Here is a 16,064-nt window from a genome sequence, read left to right on the forward strand (position 1 = left end):
AAGCCCGGCCCGCGTCATCTCGGGTGACCAGAAAGGACACTGATCGGCTAGCGTCAACCCCCGTAGAGATAGTGGTCTATCGCTCACGGAGGGTCAGATGAACGTACGCAGGCCGGCCATGTCCGCCGCCGCCGCGCTGATCATGATGGCGAGTCTCGCGGTGAGCGGCCCGGCAACCGCCGCCGCCCCGGCCCCGCCGGGCGTCACCCACGCCGACAATCCTCGCGTCCCCGAGGGCGCGGTCTGGACCGAGGCCTACTTCCCGTCGGCCGACCACAGCGGCGTCGAGCTCCACGCCGACGTGCTCCGGCCCGCGAACCTTTCGCCCCGCGCCAAGACCCCGGTGATCCTGGCCGTCGGCCCCTACTTCAACCACGCCGGCCAGACCGGGCCCGAGGGGTGGGCCCAGACCGGCCCGTCCAGCCGGTTCGCCGACTTCACCAGCGGCACCAATCTGTTCGCCCGCGGCTACACCTACGTCATGGTCGACCTGCGCGGCTTCGGCGGCAGCACCGGTTGCCTCGACTGGGTCGGCCCCGGCGAGCAGGCGGACGTGAAGGCCGCGATCGAGTGGGCGGCGAGCCAGGCGTGGTCGACCGGCAAGGTCGGCATGTACGGCAAGTCGTACGACGCCGTGACCGGTCTGGTCGGCAACAACCTGCGGCTGGGCGCGCTGCGGGCCGTCGTCGCCCAGGAGCCGCTGTGGGACATGTACAACTACCTGTTCAGCAACGGTGTCCCCCGGCCCAACGTGACCGGCACCCCGAACGCCTACAACAGCATCGCCACGATGCCGTCCCTCGCCGACGACTCGGGCCGATACCAGGCCAACGCGGCGTACGAGGAAAGTCACCCGAACTGCCTGACCGACAATCTCACGAACAACAACGAACCTGACCCCGCCGCACCCTACTGGCGCGCCCGGAACCTGGCGGCGAAGGCGAAGAACACCAGCACCCCGCTGTTCCTCACCCAGGGCTTCATCGAGAACAACACCAAGCCCGAGGATGTTGAGGAGTACCTCGACAACCACCACGGCACCGAGCGGGGCTGGATGGGGCAGTGGGAGCACGTCCGCGGCAACGACACGAACAGCCAGGGGCAGCTGCTGCAGGGCCGCGCCGGCTTCTTCGACGAGGTCATGCGCCTGTACGACCGTTACCTGAAGGGCGAGCAGCCGGCCGTCCAGGATCCCGCCTTCGCCATCGAGGACAACACCGGCGCGTGGCGGGCCCAGCCGACCTGGCCGAAGCCGGCCGCGTACATCACGGCCAAACTGCGAGACGGCGCGTACGTCGACGACAGCGCCGCCACCACGCTGGCCGCACCGGCCGGCCAGAAGTGGGACATGGAGCACGCCACCGACCCGGCCCCGCCCGCCGCGCGAAGCCTCGCGGCCGAGGACCGGAGCAGCTACTCCATCTGGTCCACGCCGGCCACGTCCCGGGTGCGGATCACCGCCACCCCGCGGATCACCCTGCAGGCCGGCGCGACCGGCAACGTCATGGTGAAGCTGTGGGACGTGGCTCCGGACGGGACCGCGGTCATGTTCGACGAGAACGTGGCGCTGATCGAGCAGGCGGGCCGGGTCGCCTTCGACCTGAAGTCCACCGACTGGACCTTCGAGGTGGGTCACCAGCTCCGGGTCCAGATCGGGACGATCGGCAGCGGCAGCTGGCTCGACACCCCGAGCGGCAACACGATCCAGGTCACCCGCGCGCGGCTGACCCTGGGGCTGCAGAACCCGCGGGCCGACAACCCGACCCAGGGCGGCCGGTCGCCGTTCCTCGACACCTACCTGAGGCAGTACACCCGGACCCTCACCACCATCGGCGAGGGCACGTTCCCGCTCGCTGTCCGCGCCGGGAGCTGAGCCGGCGCGACGGGGGGGCGGGCCGCCCGCTCCCCCGTTGCGTCGACCCCCCATTAATAGATCCGGATCATCGACCGCGGCTGATAGGGTCCGGCCCGATATGAGGATCATGGGGGAAACATCAATGCACCGGACCCTGCTCACCCTGGGCGTTTCAGCCATCGCGACAGTGCTCGCGCTGTCGGGTTGCGACACGCAGTCAGACGCGGACACCTCCGCGCCCGCGCCGGCCCCGGCCGCCTCGAGCGCCGCCCCGGCCGACACCGCGCCCAGCAGCCCCGCCGCCGAGGCGACCAACGACGCGGCCACCGTGAAGGCCTGCGAGAACATCCAGAAGGACATCAAGGACAACGCGAAGAAGGTCGCCAAGGCCGAGAAGATCGGCCCGCCGGCCGGCCACATCGCGGTCAGCGCCCAGTGGATCGCCGGCTCAGCCGCGGTCGTTGCACACTCCATCGAGGCCAACGAGAAGGTCAGCGCCGCCGCCGACGAGGTCCAGAAGGAAATGCGGACCCTCAGCGACGAGTACAACGAGTCGGCCAAGGCCAAGCCCAGCAAGAAGAAGCTGGACGCCGCCATCAAGAACCTGACCGCCGCCTGCTCGGCCTCCTGACGCTGGTCGTCACCAGTCCCGCTCGTGCCGCCGGAGCTCGCCCGAGATCATCGGGCGAGCTCCACAGTGCTGACATCAGGAATGACAGGCCTCCACCAACGAGTGATCAACCGTTGACACTGAGTTGTATTGGTTGTTGCATGGTCCTTCCCCAACGAGAGCGCGAGGAATTCTCATGGCGGACAGCGGCGACCACGACTTCTCGGTATTCCTGAGCGACGTCAACCTGCATGTCCCGATCGAGTTCTCGCAGCGCGAAGACCTGCGCTCGCGCGTGCTGATGACCGCGGTCCAGGCCGAGCCGCTGATCATCGCCGACTCGCACACGTTGAACAGCCCGATGCTGCGTTCGCTGTTCGCCGAGAAGAGCGGCTCCGCCTTCCGGAGCACCGACCTGGGAGCGCTGCTACGGCGCGGTGACGTGCGGGTGTGCCGCCGCGACACGCTCCACCACGAACCGGTGACCTCGTTCCGGCAGATCCAAGCCGATCACGTCAACCGCAAGGTCGTCAACGTGCCGCCGCCCGCCTACGGCGACTGGCTGGACGAGGTGACCGACGGTTACGTCGTCGAGTTCTCCGCGGACACGGTCGCCGCCAACTTCAAGAAGGGCTTCCTGGCTCGGATCGGTCAGCGGCTGAACCGGCTCGCGGCCGGCACCCCGGAAGCTTATGTCCGCACGTTGCGGACCATGCGCGACTGGGCCCAGGAACAGCCGGTCGTGCTCTACAAGTCACTCCGCGAGGAGTACGAGAGCCTGCTCGCCGCGCAGGACACGGACCGCGACACCGTCGAGGCGACCGACTTCGTGGAACGATCGGCCAGCGCCGCGTACCACGTGGCCGTGCCGATGGCGATCGCCATCGCGGTCTCCGGTCCGCGCAACGACGATCTGGTCGAGCTGCCATCGTGGATCTCGACGACGAACAGCACGTCGATCGATCCCAGTCTGATCAACGACACCGTGTGGCAAAACATCCCGGTCGAGGCCGTCACCGACATCCTCGATCTCGACTCACGGCAGAAGATGCTGCGCGAACTGGCCGAGGCGAAGGCCGCCGGCAATGCCCCCGTCGATCCGCTGATGGGCAGCATCATCAATTTCGCCGACGAACTGCACGTGATCGTCGAGCAGACCTTCACCGGCGGCACCGATCGGGACGCAGAGGTGCGTTACTCGATCCTCGGCTCCGATCTCAAGGCCGAGATCAGCGCGGTCCGGGATGAGAGCAACGGCGCCAGCGGTGTACGCCTGCATGCGGCCGGCCCCGAGAGCCGAACCCTCTTCGACAACCTGCACATGCCGGTGCTGGGCACCAGCACCGGACCGTACATGGATCAGGACGACCGCTCACAGACGCCGAACACCCGGATCATCGCCGGCACGAGCGTCACCGTGGGCGACTGACCCGGTCACCTCATCCGGTCCAGGTGCTTTTCCAGCACCACCCCGACGCGACGGAGAAATATTTCCAGCCCCGGCTCGTGCACCGGAGACCACCGGCGCAGAATCTGATCTGCCCGGACCAGATCCTTCCGGGCATCGACCAGCAGTGCGGTAGCCCCCGGTTTGCCCTCCCGCCGGTCCCCTGTCCCCTTGTGCAACTGGATGTACGCACGCTGGCCCAGCGCCCGCACCAGGTCGGTTGCGTACGCCGACGGCGCTTCGCGGAAGAGGTCGGTCAGGATGGCCACGCTCTGGTTGCTGTCCACCAGCGCCTCGTCCACGCGTCCCAAGCCGTCGAGGTCCTCGGCGACCTGGGAATGCGCCGCCGCGCGGGAACGACGCGGACCGTTCTCGCCATAAAGGCGCAAGGCCCTCCGGCCGTACTGCAGGGCCTGCCTCGACCGCTTCCGTACGGAATAGAGGATGTCCTGGTTGTGCAGCACGTCCGCGAGGGCGGTCTCGTTCTCCCGGCCCAGCTTCTCGTACGCCCGGACGGCGATCTCGCCGTTGATCAGCGCGTCACCGATCGGTCCGTTGCCCTCCTGGCGTGCCCGCTGGGCCTGCACCTGCCGCAGCAGGAAGAGTGCCCGGTCGCCGTGCAGCCTGGCGAATGTCGCGGCGTGCCGCTCACCCCGGGCCTGCAGCACGCGGCACTCGTTGATCGCGTCCTGGTTGGTGTTCAGTGCCTCGTCCCGATCGAGGTGATATTGATGCAGGCTCAGCCGGCGCCACCATGACACCCGGCGGAACAGACTGTGGTCGTCGTTGCCGGCGGTGGCGTCAGCCAGCCTCCGCAGCACGACGACGGCCAACGGCGACAACCCCCGCCCGTCGTCCGGCAGGTGTTCCTCGACCAGCGGCAGAACATCCAGCTCGCTCTCTTCGGCCGCGACGGTCAGCAGCTTCACCAGTGGGGCCATGTGCGGCACTTCGCCGCACACCCGGGTGAGCGCCGGCAGCAACTCTCGCGGATATTCGGCCAGCAACGTAGTCAAGGCAGCGTCGATCCGGTCGTGCGCCGCGTCGCCGGCAGTGTCCGGATCGGCCCGCGACCGGCAGATCAATCTCAGGCCGAGATGGACATCGGCCCCTTCGCCGACGAGGACGGCAGCCAGGAGAGCGCAGAGCGTGAACTCGTCCAAGTCCCGGCAGACGTGCCGGAAGACGATCTCGGCGAGCCGATCCGGTGTCAGTGCGGCCGGGCGGCGGTCCGCGGCGACGGGATACAGCTTGAGCAGCGTGTCGATCTCGTCCAGACCCGGCGCACCGAGGGCCAGCGCGGCCCTGGTCATGACCTGGCGGAAGGGAGCTTCGTCGGTGGATGCGACGAGCGTGGGCACCAGCAGCCATGCCTCGGCGGTAATCAGCGAAATGTGGACCGGCCCGGAACCAGCCTTCGGGCGGGTCACCGGCTTCGGCGGCGGCGCCCGCAACTGGTAATCGGCGTCCCTCAACCTCCGCGACCAGTACCTCAGCTGATGCCGGCGGATGGTCTCGAGCGGATCCATCGAGCCGCGGTGGTCCTGCTCGTAGCCCGGCAAGGCGGACAGCACCTCGTCGACAGCGATCGCGTAGAGGTCCAGGGTGGTTCTCGCGGAGATATCCCGCGGCCACAGCGGTTCCGCCTCGGTCGCCACCCCCAGCCGGGACGCGAAAGCCCGCCATGCGCGCGACAGCACAGCCGGCGCGTCCGGCAGCATCTGCGGCAGCAGAATCGGCGACTTCTGCACCGATCGGATCCACCGGGCGAACTCGTCGTCGTCGATGTCGATGCTCAGGAACTCTTCCTCGAACCGGTCCGGGTCGTTGCGGGACAGCAGCACCACCCGGGCCGTCAATCGCAGTCCGGCGGGCGCCGCGTCCAGCGCGTCGCTCACCTCCCGCAGGATCGCCGCGACATCCGGGCCACGATGCTCGGCGTCGTCCACGACGACGCAGACCTGCAGTTCCCGCTCCAGCGCCTGAGCCAGGGTCCGGAGCCACCCGGCGTCCCGGAACGACGGGCGGAGGATGCCGGCGGCCCACCCCTCGCCTCGCAGACGGTCGCAGAGCTCGTGCGCGACCCGGTTCTTGCCGGTGCCCGAGGTGGCTGAGACCAGCCGGACCACCGTCCGGCCCTCGGTGCGGCACCAGTCCAGCAGTTCGTCGAGCTCGGCCATCGGTTCGAACGGGGTCACACCGGTGTCCGGGTCCAGCAGATTGGCCGGCGTGATCTCCGCGGGCGGCTCCGTACGCCGGAAGAGTTCCTGCTGAACGCGCTCGGCGTCGGCCGCGACCAGGCGCCATCGGTTGCCGGGCGGATTGGCGGCGGCATTGCTTTCGAACCAGGACGCCGGAGTGTGCGAGCCGGTCAACGGGATCATCCAGCCGCCGGTCGGCACCTTGGCGCCGTACTGCACCTGAGCCTGCGCCCAGGCGGCCGACTTGACGACGCCGCGGACCCGGCCGCTGCGCATGTCGATCACCGGGCTGCCGCTCATGCCGAGGTCGAGCGTCCCACCGCCGAGACCGATCAGGCCATCACCCGTGATCGACACCACGAGCCGTTTGGTGATCGGCTCGAGGCGTTCCGGGCCGGTCGCCACGTAGGCGAGGTCGAAGGTGGGCACTCGCACTTCACCCAGGCCTTCGATGTCGCCCGCACCGGTGAACGGCGGTCCGAGCAGCACCGGATCCGCCTCGAGCGTCGGCACGGCCAGTTCGGCCAGGTCGGGCCAGGGCCATTCGGAACCGTTGGCCCGCTCGGCGGGATAACGCCGCACGGTGCACTCGTGCGGCTCGCCCCCGTACCAGACCTGGATGCCTTCCTCTGCGACGTGTGCGTTGGTCACAACGAGGCCCGGCGCGATGACGAAACCGACGCCCCGATAGTGCTCGCGATCCAGGCGGATCTGGACCAATGAGCGCCGCGCCAGGGCGTCGAGTGCGGTCGACATCGGCCGCGTCAGCCGTCCACGCCGGAGGCCGGATGCTGGTCGTCTGCATCCGGCCGGTCGTCGTCCTGGTCGCTCTCCGGCTGCGGCGGCGGAGTCTGCTGGGCGCCGGCTCGGCCGAGGTCCCATTCGAGGCGTACGAGCAGGGTGGCCTCTCCGCCGACCTGGCCCAGCACCGGTGTCACCAGGTCGGGCGACTTGGCGACGAACTTCACGCCCATCTCCAGGCTGACCCGGTCAGGCAGCAACGTGTCGACATCCTCCAACTGGGACTGCACCCAACGGGCCATGCCCTTGACGGTGGGCGTACGGCCGAGCGGCGCGCGCCGGCCGCCACTCAGCCAGTCACCGAAGCTCGCGTCGCTGCGGCCACCCGGGGCGAAATCGCCGGTGGGCTCGATCGTCACCTCGACCGGGATCACCGTGCCGTCGTCGAGTTGCAGGTCGACGATGTCGCGGTTCGCGGGTAGCGCGCCGCCGTCCAGACGATCCACTTGGCCTCCTCATGCTGGGGACTCCATCAGTATCAGTACCCGCGTCCATAAGTGATCGCACGGCCGGACCGTTGTCATCGCACCGACAGCCCAAGGAGGTCGGACCGGTCGGCCGCATGTCTTAGGCTGCCGGTACGAACCCGACGGAGGAACTTTGACCACAGACGACGCCACGCGCGCCCGACGCGCTCAGCGGCTCGCGCGCTACAACAAACTCCGCGCCGAGCGGCCGGCCCTGTTCGCCAATCCCGAGGGCGCGGCCTACGAGCTCGTGTTCGATCCGGAGGTTCAGGAAGACGTCGCCAACCGCTCCGCAGCCAAGCTCCGTGAGCTCGGCCGGCCTGAGGAGTACGGCGACATGGGCGTGATCTACGAGGACGCCTTCTTCATCGCCATGCGAGACACGGTCCGGTTCCGCAACGGCTACACGGGTCCGTACATCCGCTGGGTGGCGCAGACGACCAGCGAGGGCGCCGTGGTCCTGCCGATCTTCAGCGACGGCCGGATCCTGCTGACCCGCCAGTTCCGGCACCACATCCGCGACTGGCAGTGGGAGACGCCCCGCGGCTTCGCCGAACCTGGTGACAAGGGCGCGGAGACCGCCATCCGGGAGTTGCGGGAGGAGATCGGCATCACCGCCCAGAAGACGGAGTTCCTGGGCCGGCTGACCGACGACAATCCGTGCGAGCTGTGGCTGGCCCGGCTGGACGTCGACTCGTACGGCGCCCTGCCCGACGGCGCCACGATCGAGGGCATCGACGAGTTCCGCCTGGTGACCGCCGACGAGCTACGCGACCTGATCGCGTCCGGCAAGGTGAGCGACGGCGGCCTGTTGGCCGCCTACGCCATCGCCACGGCCCGGGGCCTGCTCTGATTCCACCCCGGCCAAGGCCGAGAAGATCAGCCCGCCGGCCGGCCACCTCGCGGTCAGCGCCCGGTCGATCGCCGGCTCAGCCGCGGCTCAGCGCCCCACCGGTGAGCTGGTGCGCTGTAGCCGTCCCAGCAGCGCCACCGTGCGGGCACGGCGGAACCACGCGATCGTGAGGACGGCGGCCAGCAGGATGAGCGGGACGAGCACGTCGGCGTCGAGGAACAGGATCTCGGCGAGGACGGCCCCGCTCATGACGCCGGCCAGCCCCAGGGCGGCGAGCCCGCTGAGACGCGGGATGAGCAGCCCGATGCCGCCGGCGATCTCCAGGGCGCCGGTGAGATAGCGGAGCCACTGTCCCGCGCCGATGTCCGCGAACGTCTGCACGGCCTGCTCGCTGCCGAACACCTTGCCGGGGCCGAAGTTGAGGATGAACGCCGCCGCGAGGGCGATCTGAAGCGCCCAAAGCGCGATGGCGCCGATTCTGGCCGAGGTCCGATCCACGGGAACTCCTAAGCGAAGAAAGCCTGGTGACGGGCCAAACGATCGTCCGGCGGGGGTACGTTCCGCGTCCTCCGGTCATGGTCATTCCGGCTACCACGGTTGTGGTAGCCGGAAGGCGGGCGGTACCACCTGGAGACGACGAAGCCGGGACCCGTGACGGCGTACGGTGATCGGCATGGCCCAGCTCAACACCTGGCTGCCGCGTGTGCGGGCGGCCGCGGCCCGCCACCCGCAGGTGGCGGAGGCGCTGCTGGGAGCATTCGTCGGCGTCGCGTCGCTGGTGTCGGTGCTGGTGGGGCCCCGGAGCATTCCGGGCCGCAGCCTGTCACCGCGGGACGTGCTGGTGGCGGCGGCCGCGGCCCTCCTGATCACGTTGCGGCACCACTGGCCGGTGCCGGTGCTGGGGGTCGTCGCGGCCGGGGCGGCCTGGGCGGTGGCCACCAGTGGCGAGATCTACGTACTCACCGCCGTGTCGGTGATCTGCGCGTACACCGTGGCCACGCGTACCGGCCGCACCACCGCCTGGGCCGCGGGCGGCGCCGCCGCCCTGGTCGTCTACCTGGCCGCGGTGGTGTTCACCGGGCAGGGCTGGGACTCCTCGGAGAGCCTGGAGGACCTGGGCTGGATGGGGATGGGCGTCGCGGTCGGTGACGCCGTACGGACCCGGCGCGCGTACGTGGCGGCGGTCAAGGACCGGGCCCTGCGCGCCGAGCAGAGTCGTGACGAGGAGGCCCGCCGCCGGGTCACGGAGGAGCGGCTCCATATCGCCCGCGAGCTGCACGACGTCGTGGCGCACCACATCGCGCTGATCAGCGTGCAGTCCGAGGTGGCGTCGCACGTGCTGAGGCGGGAGCCGGAGCAGGCCGAGGAGGCCCTGTCCCACGTCCGGGACGCCGTCCGGACCGTGCTGGAGGAGCTGTCCACCGTGCTGACCGTGCTGCGGCGGGACGACGACCCGGCGGCGTCCACCGAACCGGCTCCGGGCCTGGCCCGGCTGGGCGGGCTGCTCGACTCGGTGGCCGCCGCCGGCCTGCGGGTCGAGCATCGCCAGAACGGCGAGGCGCGGCCCCTGCCCTCGGCGGTCGACCTGGCCGCGTACCGGATCGTGCAGGAGTCCTTGACCAACGCGTGGAGGCATGGCGGCGCGCCCATCGCCCACCTCAGTCTCGGCTACACCAGGACCGGGCTCACGATCGCCGTCGAGAACCGGGTCGAGCCCGGCCTCGCCGAGTCCGCCGGTCGGCCCACCGGGCACGGGCTGACCGGTATGCGCGAGCGGGCGGCCTCGGTGGGCGGCACACTGGACGCCGGCCCCGGTGCGGGCGGCCGGTTCGCGGTGCGGGCCTTCCTGCCCGCGCCCGACAACCAGGGAGTATCGACGTGACGAAGCAGACCCGGGTGCTGCTCGCCGACGACCAGGCCCTGATCCGCGCGGGATTCCAGGTGCTCATCGACTCCGCGCCGGATCTGGAGGTCGTCGGCGAGGCGACGAACGGCCGGGAAGCGGTCGCCCTGGCCCGCAGCACTCGCGCCGACGTGATCCTGATGGACATCCGGATGCCGGAACTGGACGGCATCGAGGCCACCCGGCTGATCACCGCGGACGAGGACCTGGCCGGGGTCCGGGTGCTCATCCTGACCACCTTCGAGATCGACGAGAACGTGCTGCGAGCGTTGCGTGCCGGGGCCAGCGGTTTCCTCAGCAAGAGTGTCAACCGGGCCGACCTGCTGGAGGCCGTCCGGATCGTCGCCGGCGGTGAGGCCCTGCTGTCCCCCAGGGCCACGCAGAGCCTGATCGCCCGATTCCTCGACTCACCGGAGCCGGCGCCGCTGACCACTCCGGCCCAGCTGAGCGCGCTGACCGATCGGGAGCGCGAAACCCTCGCCCTGGTCGCGGCCGGGCTGTCCAACGATGACATCGCGGAGCGGCTGTACGTGTCGCCGCTGACCGCCAAGACCCATGTCAACCGGGCCATGACCAAGCTCGGCGTACGCGACCGGGCGCAACTCGTGGTCATCGCCTACCAGAGCGGCCTGGTCCGGCCCGGCCACCCGCCGCCGGCCGGCTGATCCGTCCGGCGCTACCACCACCGTGGTAGCCGGAAAGCCTGCGCAGGCAGGACGCCATCCGGGGCGATCGACGGCAGGCTGAACACATGAATCGCAACCCCGCACCGACCCGGACCCGGACCCGGCGATGATCAGCGGCATCGGACTCGCGACCCTGCTCGCGGCGCTGTCCGCCGTCAGCTACGCGGCCGGCGCCGTCGTGCAGGAGCAGCTCGCCGCCGCCGGTCACCGCGGAGCGCCGCGCTGGCTGCTGACGCTGCTGCTCACCGGCGCGGGCGCGGGCCTGCACGTCATCGCGCTGGGCTACGGCACGGTCGGTGTGGTGCAGGCGCTCGGCGCGCTGACCCTGCTGTTCGCGCTGCCGATCGCCGCCCGGACCCGCGGCCGGGTCACCGCCGGCGCCTGGCGTGACGCCGGGCTCACCGTCGTCGGCCTGGCCGGCATCCTGGCGGTGACCGCAACACCGGAGGTGCCGGCCGTCCTCACCGGCGCCGAGGGCCGGTGGTTGAGCTCGCTCACGGTGGCCGGGCTGGCGATGCTGGCCGGCGCCGCGCGGCTGACCTCATCCCCGCTGGTCCGCAGCCTGCTCCTGGCGGGTGCCTCCGGTGCGGCGTTCGGCGTGGCCTCGGTGATGATCAAGACCGAGACGGTCGCCATCGCGTACGGCGGGATCGGCGCCTCCTCCGTACCCACCCTGACCATGATCGCGGTCTTCGCGGCCGCCGGACTCGGCCTGAGCCAGCTCTCCTACCGCAACGGCGGCCTGGCCGCGCCGCTGGCGATGGTCAGCGTCGCCAACCCGGTGGTCGCCACCACGGTCGGCATCCTGATGCTGGGCGAGGGCTTCCGCTTCGGCGCCACGGGCCCCGTAATCGCGCTGGCCGCGGCGGCACTCGCAACGATCGGCGTCACCGGCCTGGCCGCCCGCACCTCGCCCCGACCGGCGACCCCGAACACGCCGCCGGCACTCTCCACCCGGGCCGGGCGAGCGGTCGTGACCCACGCGGGCGCCTGATGCCTCGGTCCGGCGGCGAACAGCACGGTCAGGAAGCTCTGCCGGCCTTGCTGATGCCGAACTGAAGTGCGAGCAGGGCGATGGCGGCGATGATGCACGCCGTGGCGGTAGCGGTGAAGACGCCGGCGTAACTTCCGGAGCTGGTGTGCAAGGTGGCGGCGGCCAGGGGTGCGGTGGCTTTGGCGATGGTCATGGGTACGACGAGCAGGCTGGCGATGGTGGCGTAGCGGCGGGTGTCGTAGCGGTCGGCGAGCAGGATCGGTTTGGCGATGGAGCCGACGCCGAAGCCGAGCCCGATGCCGATGACCGCGGTGATCGCCGCGACCGGGTTGCGGCCGGCCACGGGCAGGGCCGCGGCGGCGAGTCCTTGCACGACGAAGATGCCGGCGACCACCCGGCTGAGGCGGTAGCGGCGGTGCAGCCCGGTGGTGACCAGACGCCCGGTCACCGACAGGACGCCGAACAGCCCGGCCGCGGTCGCGGCGAAGGTGGTCCGGTGGCCCCAGCCGATCAGGGCGGTGACCAGGTGCACGGTGACCACCGCGATGGCCGCGGTGTGGGCGGTGAAGGCGACCGCGAGCAGCCAGAACCCGCGGTCGGTCAGGACCGCCCGCAGCCGGATCGGCGGCGCTACGGTGTGGTTCGCGGGGTGCCCGGGAGCGGCGCGGATGACGGCGGCGTGCAGCGGGATGGTCATTACGGCCTGGATGACGGCCAGGACGAGCAGGGCGGTGCGCCAGCCGTGCCGGTCGACGAGCCATCCGGTCAGGGGCAGGAAGATGGTGCTGGCGAACCCGGCGACCACGGTCAGGGCGAGCAACGCGGCCGAGCGCCGGGCCGGGGTGTGCCAGGCGATGATCACGGCGAACGCGGCTTCGTAGAGGCTGGCCGCCCCGGCGACGCCGAGTCCGATCTGCACGGCGTAGAGCTGCCACAGGCTGTCCACCTGGGACCAGGCGACCAGCAGCACCGCGCCGAGCAGCGATCCGCCGGTCATCAGGGCGCGGCCGCCGTGCCGGTCGAGCCACCGGCCGACCGGCACCGCCGCCACGGCGGAGGCCAGCACCGAGGCGGTGAAGGTGCCGGTGATCGCCGTGGTGGAGGTGTGCAGGTCGGCGGCGAGCGGGGTGAGGAAGACCGCGAAGGCGTAGTAGAGGGTGCCGTAGCCGACGGTCTGGGTGACGGCGAGCGCCGCGACGATGGATCGCGCCCGCCCGGCGGCTGGGGAGGCCACCGTGCGGGCGGACGTCACGGGCAGCAGCCGCCGGCCTCGTCGTCGGTGTTGGTGGACACGTCGATGACGGTGAGCAGGCCTCCCGAGATGCCGGTGGCCAGACCGCGGCCGGTCGGCTCGGGCGTGGCCACGGCCGCGGGGGTTCCGCAGCAGCTGCCTCCGGCGCTGTCGACGCGGTCGCTGTCCACGGGCGCGTTGCTGTTGCAGACGCCGGTCTCGGGCAGGTCGAGCTGCACGTCACGCGCGGCTTCCCAGTCGCCGGCCAGGGCGGCGACCACGGAGCGGGCCTGCTCGTAGCCGGTGGCCATCAGGAACGTGGGCGCGCGGCCGTAGGACTTGGAGCCGATGGCGTAGTAGCCGGGCTCGGGGTGGCCGAGTTCGTCGGCGCCGTGCGGCGGGACGGTGCCGCAGGAGTGCTCGTTCGGGTCGATCAGCGGGGCCAGAGCGCGGGTCGAGCCGAGGATCGGGTCGAGGTCGAGGCGCAGTTCGGCGGTGACGGCGTGGTCGGGGCGGAAGCCGGTCGCGGACACGATCCGGTCGACCGTGATCGTGCGTTCGCCGTCGGACACGGTCACCTCGTCGCCGCTGGTGCTGATCCGCCGGATGCCGAACCCGGTGAACAGGGCGATGGTGCCGGCCTCGACGTGCTCGCGCAGGACGCTGCCCAGCGCCCCGCGGGCGGGGAGGGCGTCGGCTGATTCGCCGCCGTAGCTGCGGGCCGGTGAAGTGGCGCGGATCGCCCACGTGATGGTGGTGCCCGGCTCCTGCCCGGCGAGTTCGGCCAGCGAGATCAGGGTGTTCGCGGCGGAGTAGCCGGCGCCGACCACGAGAATTCGCCGACCCGCGAAACGGTCGCGGTCGCAGCCCAAGACGTCGGGCAGGGCGCTGTCGATGTACGCGGCCGCGCCGGTCTCGCCGTGCGCGGGGATGCCGGACGCCCCGAGCACGTTGGGGATCGTCCAGGTGCCGGCGGCGTCGACGACGGCCCGCGCCAGGATGTCGGTGCCGTCGTCCAGGCGTACCAGAAAAGGGGTCTGCTCGCGGTTGGTGGTGCGGACGCGGTCGAGGCCGAGGCGGGTGACCGCGACGACCCGGGCGCCGTAACGGACATGTGGCTTGAGGGCGGGCAGATCGGCCAGCGGCTGCAGGTAGTCCGCGGCGAGCGCGGCGCCGGTGGGCAGCACGTCGTCGTCGGGGCGCACCCAACCGGCCTCGGTCAGCAGCCGGGCGGCCGCGGCGTCGACGTTGTACCGCCACGGCGAGAAGATCCGCACGTGGCCCCAGTCGCGGACGGCCGCGGCGGGACCGTCACCCGCCTCGAGGACGAGGAACGGCAGGTTGCGCTCGGCGAGGTGGGCGGCCGCGGCGAGGCCGACGGGTCCGGCGCCGATGACCACGACGGGAAGCTGATTCTCGTTCATGAGGCAGGTCTCCTAGGTGATGGCGGGGCTGCGGCGTTCGATGAAGATGACGTCGCGCCACCGGTTGTTCTGGCTGGCGTGCCGGCCGACCCGCTCGCGGACGCCGACGGTGCGGAAGCCGCAGGCGTGGTGCAGGGCGAGGCTGGCGGTGTTCTCCGGGAAGACCCCGGACTGGAGGGTCCAGATGCCGGCCGCCTCGGTCGAGGCGATCAGCGCGTTCAGCAGCGCGCGGCCGATCCCGCGGCCCCGGGCGGACGGGTCGACGTAGACGGAGTGCTCGACGACACCGCGGTAGGCGACCCGGGGCGACACGTACGAGACGGCGACCCAGCCGAGCACGGCGCCGTCCGGGTCGGCGGCGACCAGCCGGTGTTCGGGCAGTTTGCTCGCGTCGAACGCGTCCCAGCCGGGTGCGGTGTGCTCGAAGCTGGCGTTCCCGCCGTCCATGCCGGCCTGGTAGATGGCCAGCACCGCGCCGGCGTCGGCCGGCGTCATGGGCCGGATGGTCAGGTCGCTCACGAGCAGTCGCCGATCGTGGCGGGGGCGGGGCGGCCCATCACGACATCCGCCGCCGACGGGAAGCAGGCGATGCAGTCGGTGTTGATCCGGTAGTGGCGGGCGGTACCGACCGGGTCGACGAGCACGAACCGCACCTCGGTGAGGACCTTCAGGTGCTGCGAGACGGTGGACTGCGCCAGCCCGACCGCCGCGACGATCTCCCCGACCGGCATCGGTCTGGCCTGCCGGGCCAGATATTCGACGATCTGCACCCGGGTCGGGTCGGCCAGGGCGCGGAACCATGACGCGTACGTCTCGGCGGTCGCGCGGTCGAGGAGGTCGCCCATCACACACCTTCATCGTTCATCGCCGATTAACGATGAAAGTGTAGCGGCTTCGGTGGTGGCCGCGAGCAGCGTGGCGGTGTCGGCGCGGTCGGCGGTGCCGGTGGGGCTGCGGTAGCCGGCCACGGCGCCGACCACGACGTCCAGGCCGGCGGTCATCCGCAGCAACCCTGCCCGGTCGTGACCGCGTGCCCCGGGAACGGGGTGCTGGTCTCAGTCATGGCGCATCCTCCGTGGATTCGAGAAGTCTCGAACTCGATGACTGTCGAAACCGAGGTTTGCACGCGGATTAGATATGTGTCAACCTCGACGCATGTCAAAGTCAGCCGTCGCGGTGACCCCGGCGGACGCCGGATCGGATGTGCCGTGCTGCCCGCCGATGGCCCAGCAGAAGCTCGACGGCGCCGTGGCCGGCACGCTCGCGCCCGCGTTCAAGGCCCTCGGCGATCCGGTCCGCCTGCAGCTGATGTCGATGATCGCCTCGGCGCCCGGCGGGGAGATCTGCGTGTGCGACCTCACCCCGGCGTTCGCGCTGTCCGGCCCGACGATCTCCCATCACCTGAAGACCCTGCGCGAGGCCGGCCTGGTCGACGCGGAACGCCGCGCGAGCTGGGTCTACTACCGGCCACGGCCCGGCCTGATGCGCCAACTGGCGACGCTGCTCGCCGTCGACGACAACGGATGAGCCGTCACGCCCGCGCTTGACCCGGACAACTTAGTCAGCAGATGACAAGCCCTGACCAGACCGGA

Annotated in this window: 16 protein-coding genes; 8 read left to right on the forward strand and 8 right to left on the reverse strand. The window is 70.9% G+C overall.

From position 1 onward, the window contains the following. Positions 1 to 97 precede the first annotated feature (97 nt). The 3 genes from AB0M54_RS33710 (at position 98) to AB0M54_RS33720 (ending at position 3,894) form a co-directional block, all read left to right on the forward strand. Complete coding sequence (locus AB0M54_RS33710; protein WP_364475775.1) at positions 98 to 1,873, forward strand: CocE/NonD family hydrolase; 1,776 nt, start codon at positions 98 to 100, stop codon at positions 1,871 to 1,873. A 124-nt stretch (positions 1,874 to 1,997) separates the two neighbouring features. Then, positions 1,998 to 2,486, forward strand: a complete 489-nt coding sequence (locus AB0M54_RS33715) for a hypothetical protein (protein ID WP_364475777.1) — start codon at positions 1,998 to 2,000, stop codon at positions 2,484 to 2,486. A gap of 175 nt (positions 2,487 to 2,661) precedes the next feature. Then, complete coding sequence (locus AB0M54_RS33720) at positions 2,662 to 3,894, forward strand: hypothetical protein (RefSeq protein WP_364333214.1); 1,233 nt, start codon at positions 2,662 to 2,664, stop codon at positions 3,892 to 3,894. A 5-nt stretch (positions 3,895 to 3,899) separates the two neighbouring features. On the opposite strand, the gene AB0M54_RS33725 is transcribed toward AB0M54_RS33720, so the two are convergent. Both AB0M54_RS33725 and AB0M54_RS33730 read right to left on the reverse strand, forming a co-directional pair. Next, positions 3,900 to 6,869, reverse strand: coding sequence for a trypsin-like peptidase domain-containing protein (locus tag AB0M54_RS33725; RefSeq protein WP_364475779.1), 2,970 nt, complete (start codon positions 6,867 to 6,869; stop codon positions 3,900 to 3,902). Positions 6,870 to 6,877: 8 nt separating this feature from the next. After that, positions 6,878 to 7,360 (reverse strand): CU044_2847 family protein, encoded by a 483-nt coding sequence (locus AB0M54_RS33730; protein WP_364475781.1) that lies wholly within the window; start codon positions 7,358 to 7,360, stop codon positions 6,878 to 6,880. 154 nt (positions 7,361 to 7,514) lie between these two features. On the opposite strand from AB0M54_RS33730, the gene AB0M54_RS33735 reads away from it, so the two are divergent. After that, positions 7,515 to 8,234 (forward strand): NUDIX hydrolase, encoded by a 720-nt coding sequence (locus tag AB0M54_RS33735; protein WP_364333223.1) that lies wholly within the window; start codon positions 7,515 to 7,517, stop codon positions 8,232 to 8,234. Positions 8,235 to 8,321: 87 nt separating this feature from the next. Here the strand turns inward: AB0M54_RS33735 and AB0M54_RS33740 are convergent, their stop codons facing one another. Then, positions 8,322 to 8,732 (reverse strand): DoxX family protein, encoded by a 411-nt coding sequence (locus tag AB0M54_RS33740; RefSeq protein WP_364475783.1) that lies wholly within the window; start codon positions 8,730 to 8,732, stop codon positions 8,322 to 8,324. Positions 8,733 to 8,907: 175 nt separating this feature from the next. On the opposite strand from AB0M54_RS33740, the gene AB0M54_RS33745 reads away from it, so the two are divergent. The 3 genes from AB0M54_RS33745 to AB0M54_RS33755 all read left to right on the forward strand — a co-directional run bounded on the left by AB0M54_RS33745 (position 8,908) and on the right by AB0M54_RS33755 (position 11,817). Beyond that, positions 8,908 to 10,116 carry a histidine kinase gene (locus AB0M54_RS33745; RefSeq protein WP_364475785.1) on the forward strand — a complete coding sequence of 403 codons (1,209 nt, stop codon included), beginning with the start codon at positions 8,908 to 8,910 and terminating at the stop codon, positions 10,114 to 10,116. Then, on the forward strand, positions 10,113 to 10,802 hold the full coding sequence (locus tag AB0M54_RS33750; RefSeq protein ID WP_364475787.1) for a response regulator transcription factor: 690 nt from the start codon (positions 10,113 to 10,115) through the stop codon (positions 10,800 to 10,802). Before AB0M54_RS33745 ends, AB0M54_RS33750 begins: the two co-directional genes overlap by 4 nt. Positions 10,803 to 10,929: 127 nt before the next feature. After that, a complete protein-coding gene (locus AB0M54_RS33755; protein WP_364475789.1) occupies positions 10,930 to 11,817 on the forward strand; it encodes a DMT family transporter in 888 nt (295 codons plus the stop codon). Positions 11,818 to 11,845: 28 nt separating this feature from the next. Here the strand turns inward: AB0M54_RS33755 and AB0M54_RS33760 are convergent, their stop codons facing one another. The 5 genes from AB0M54_RS33760 to AB0M54_RS33780 are packed head-to-tail and all read right to left on the reverse strand — an operon-like array spanning position 11,846 to position 15,473. After that, complete coding sequence (locus AB0M54_RS33760) at positions 11,846 to 13,069, reverse strand: MFS transporter (protein WP_364475791.1); 1,224 nt, start codon at positions 13,067 to 13,069, stop codon at positions 11,846 to 11,848. Next, positions 13,066 to 14,472, reverse strand: a complete 1,407-nt coding sequence (locus AB0M54_RS33765) for an FAD-dependent oxidoreductase (protein WP_364475793.1) — start codon at positions 14,470 to 14,472, stop codon at positions 13,066 to 13,068. The genes AB0M54_RS33760 and AB0M54_RS33765 overlap by 4 nt, the downstream gene beginning before the upstream one ends. Before the next feature lie 12 nt (positions 14,473 to 14,484). Then, positions 14,485 to 14,991, reverse strand: coding sequence for an N-acetyltransferase family protein (locus tag AB0M54_RS33770; RefSeq protein WP_364333244.1), 507 nt, complete (start codon positions 14,989 to 14,991; stop codon positions 14,485 to 14,487). Beyond that, positions 14,988 to 15,317, reverse strand: coding sequence for a metalloregulator ArsR/SmtB family transcription factor (locus AB0M54_RS33775; protein WP_364475795.1), 330 nt, complete (start codon positions 15,315 to 15,317; stop codon positions 14,988 to 14,990). The genes AB0M54_RS33770 and AB0M54_RS33775 overlap by 4 nt, the downstream gene beginning before the upstream one ends. A 9-nt stretch (positions 15,318 to 15,326) precedes the next feature. Beyond that, on the reverse strand, positions 15,327 to 15,473 hold the full coding sequence (locus AB0M54_RS33780) for a hypothetical protein (protein ID WP_364333250.1): 147 nt from the start codon (positions 15,471 to 15,473) through the stop codon (positions 15,327 to 15,329). Positions 15,474 to 15,627: 154 nt separating this feature from the next. On the opposite strand from AB0M54_RS33780, the gene AB0M54_RS33785 reads away from it, so the two are divergent. Continuing rightward, positions 15,628 to 15,999 (forward strand): metalloregulator ArsR/SmtB family transcription factor, encoded by a 372-nt coding sequence (locus AB0M54_RS33785; protein WP_364333253.1) that lies wholly within the window; start codon positions 15,628 to 15,630, stop codon positions 15,997 to 15,999. Positions 16,000 to 16,064: the final 65 nt, after the last annotated feature.

It is taken from the genome of Actinoplanes sp. NPDC051470, assembly GCF_040682035.1.
In the GTDB taxonomy this organism is placed as follows: Bacteria; Actinomycetota; Actinomycetes; order Mycobacteriales; family Micromonosporaceae; genus Actinoplanes.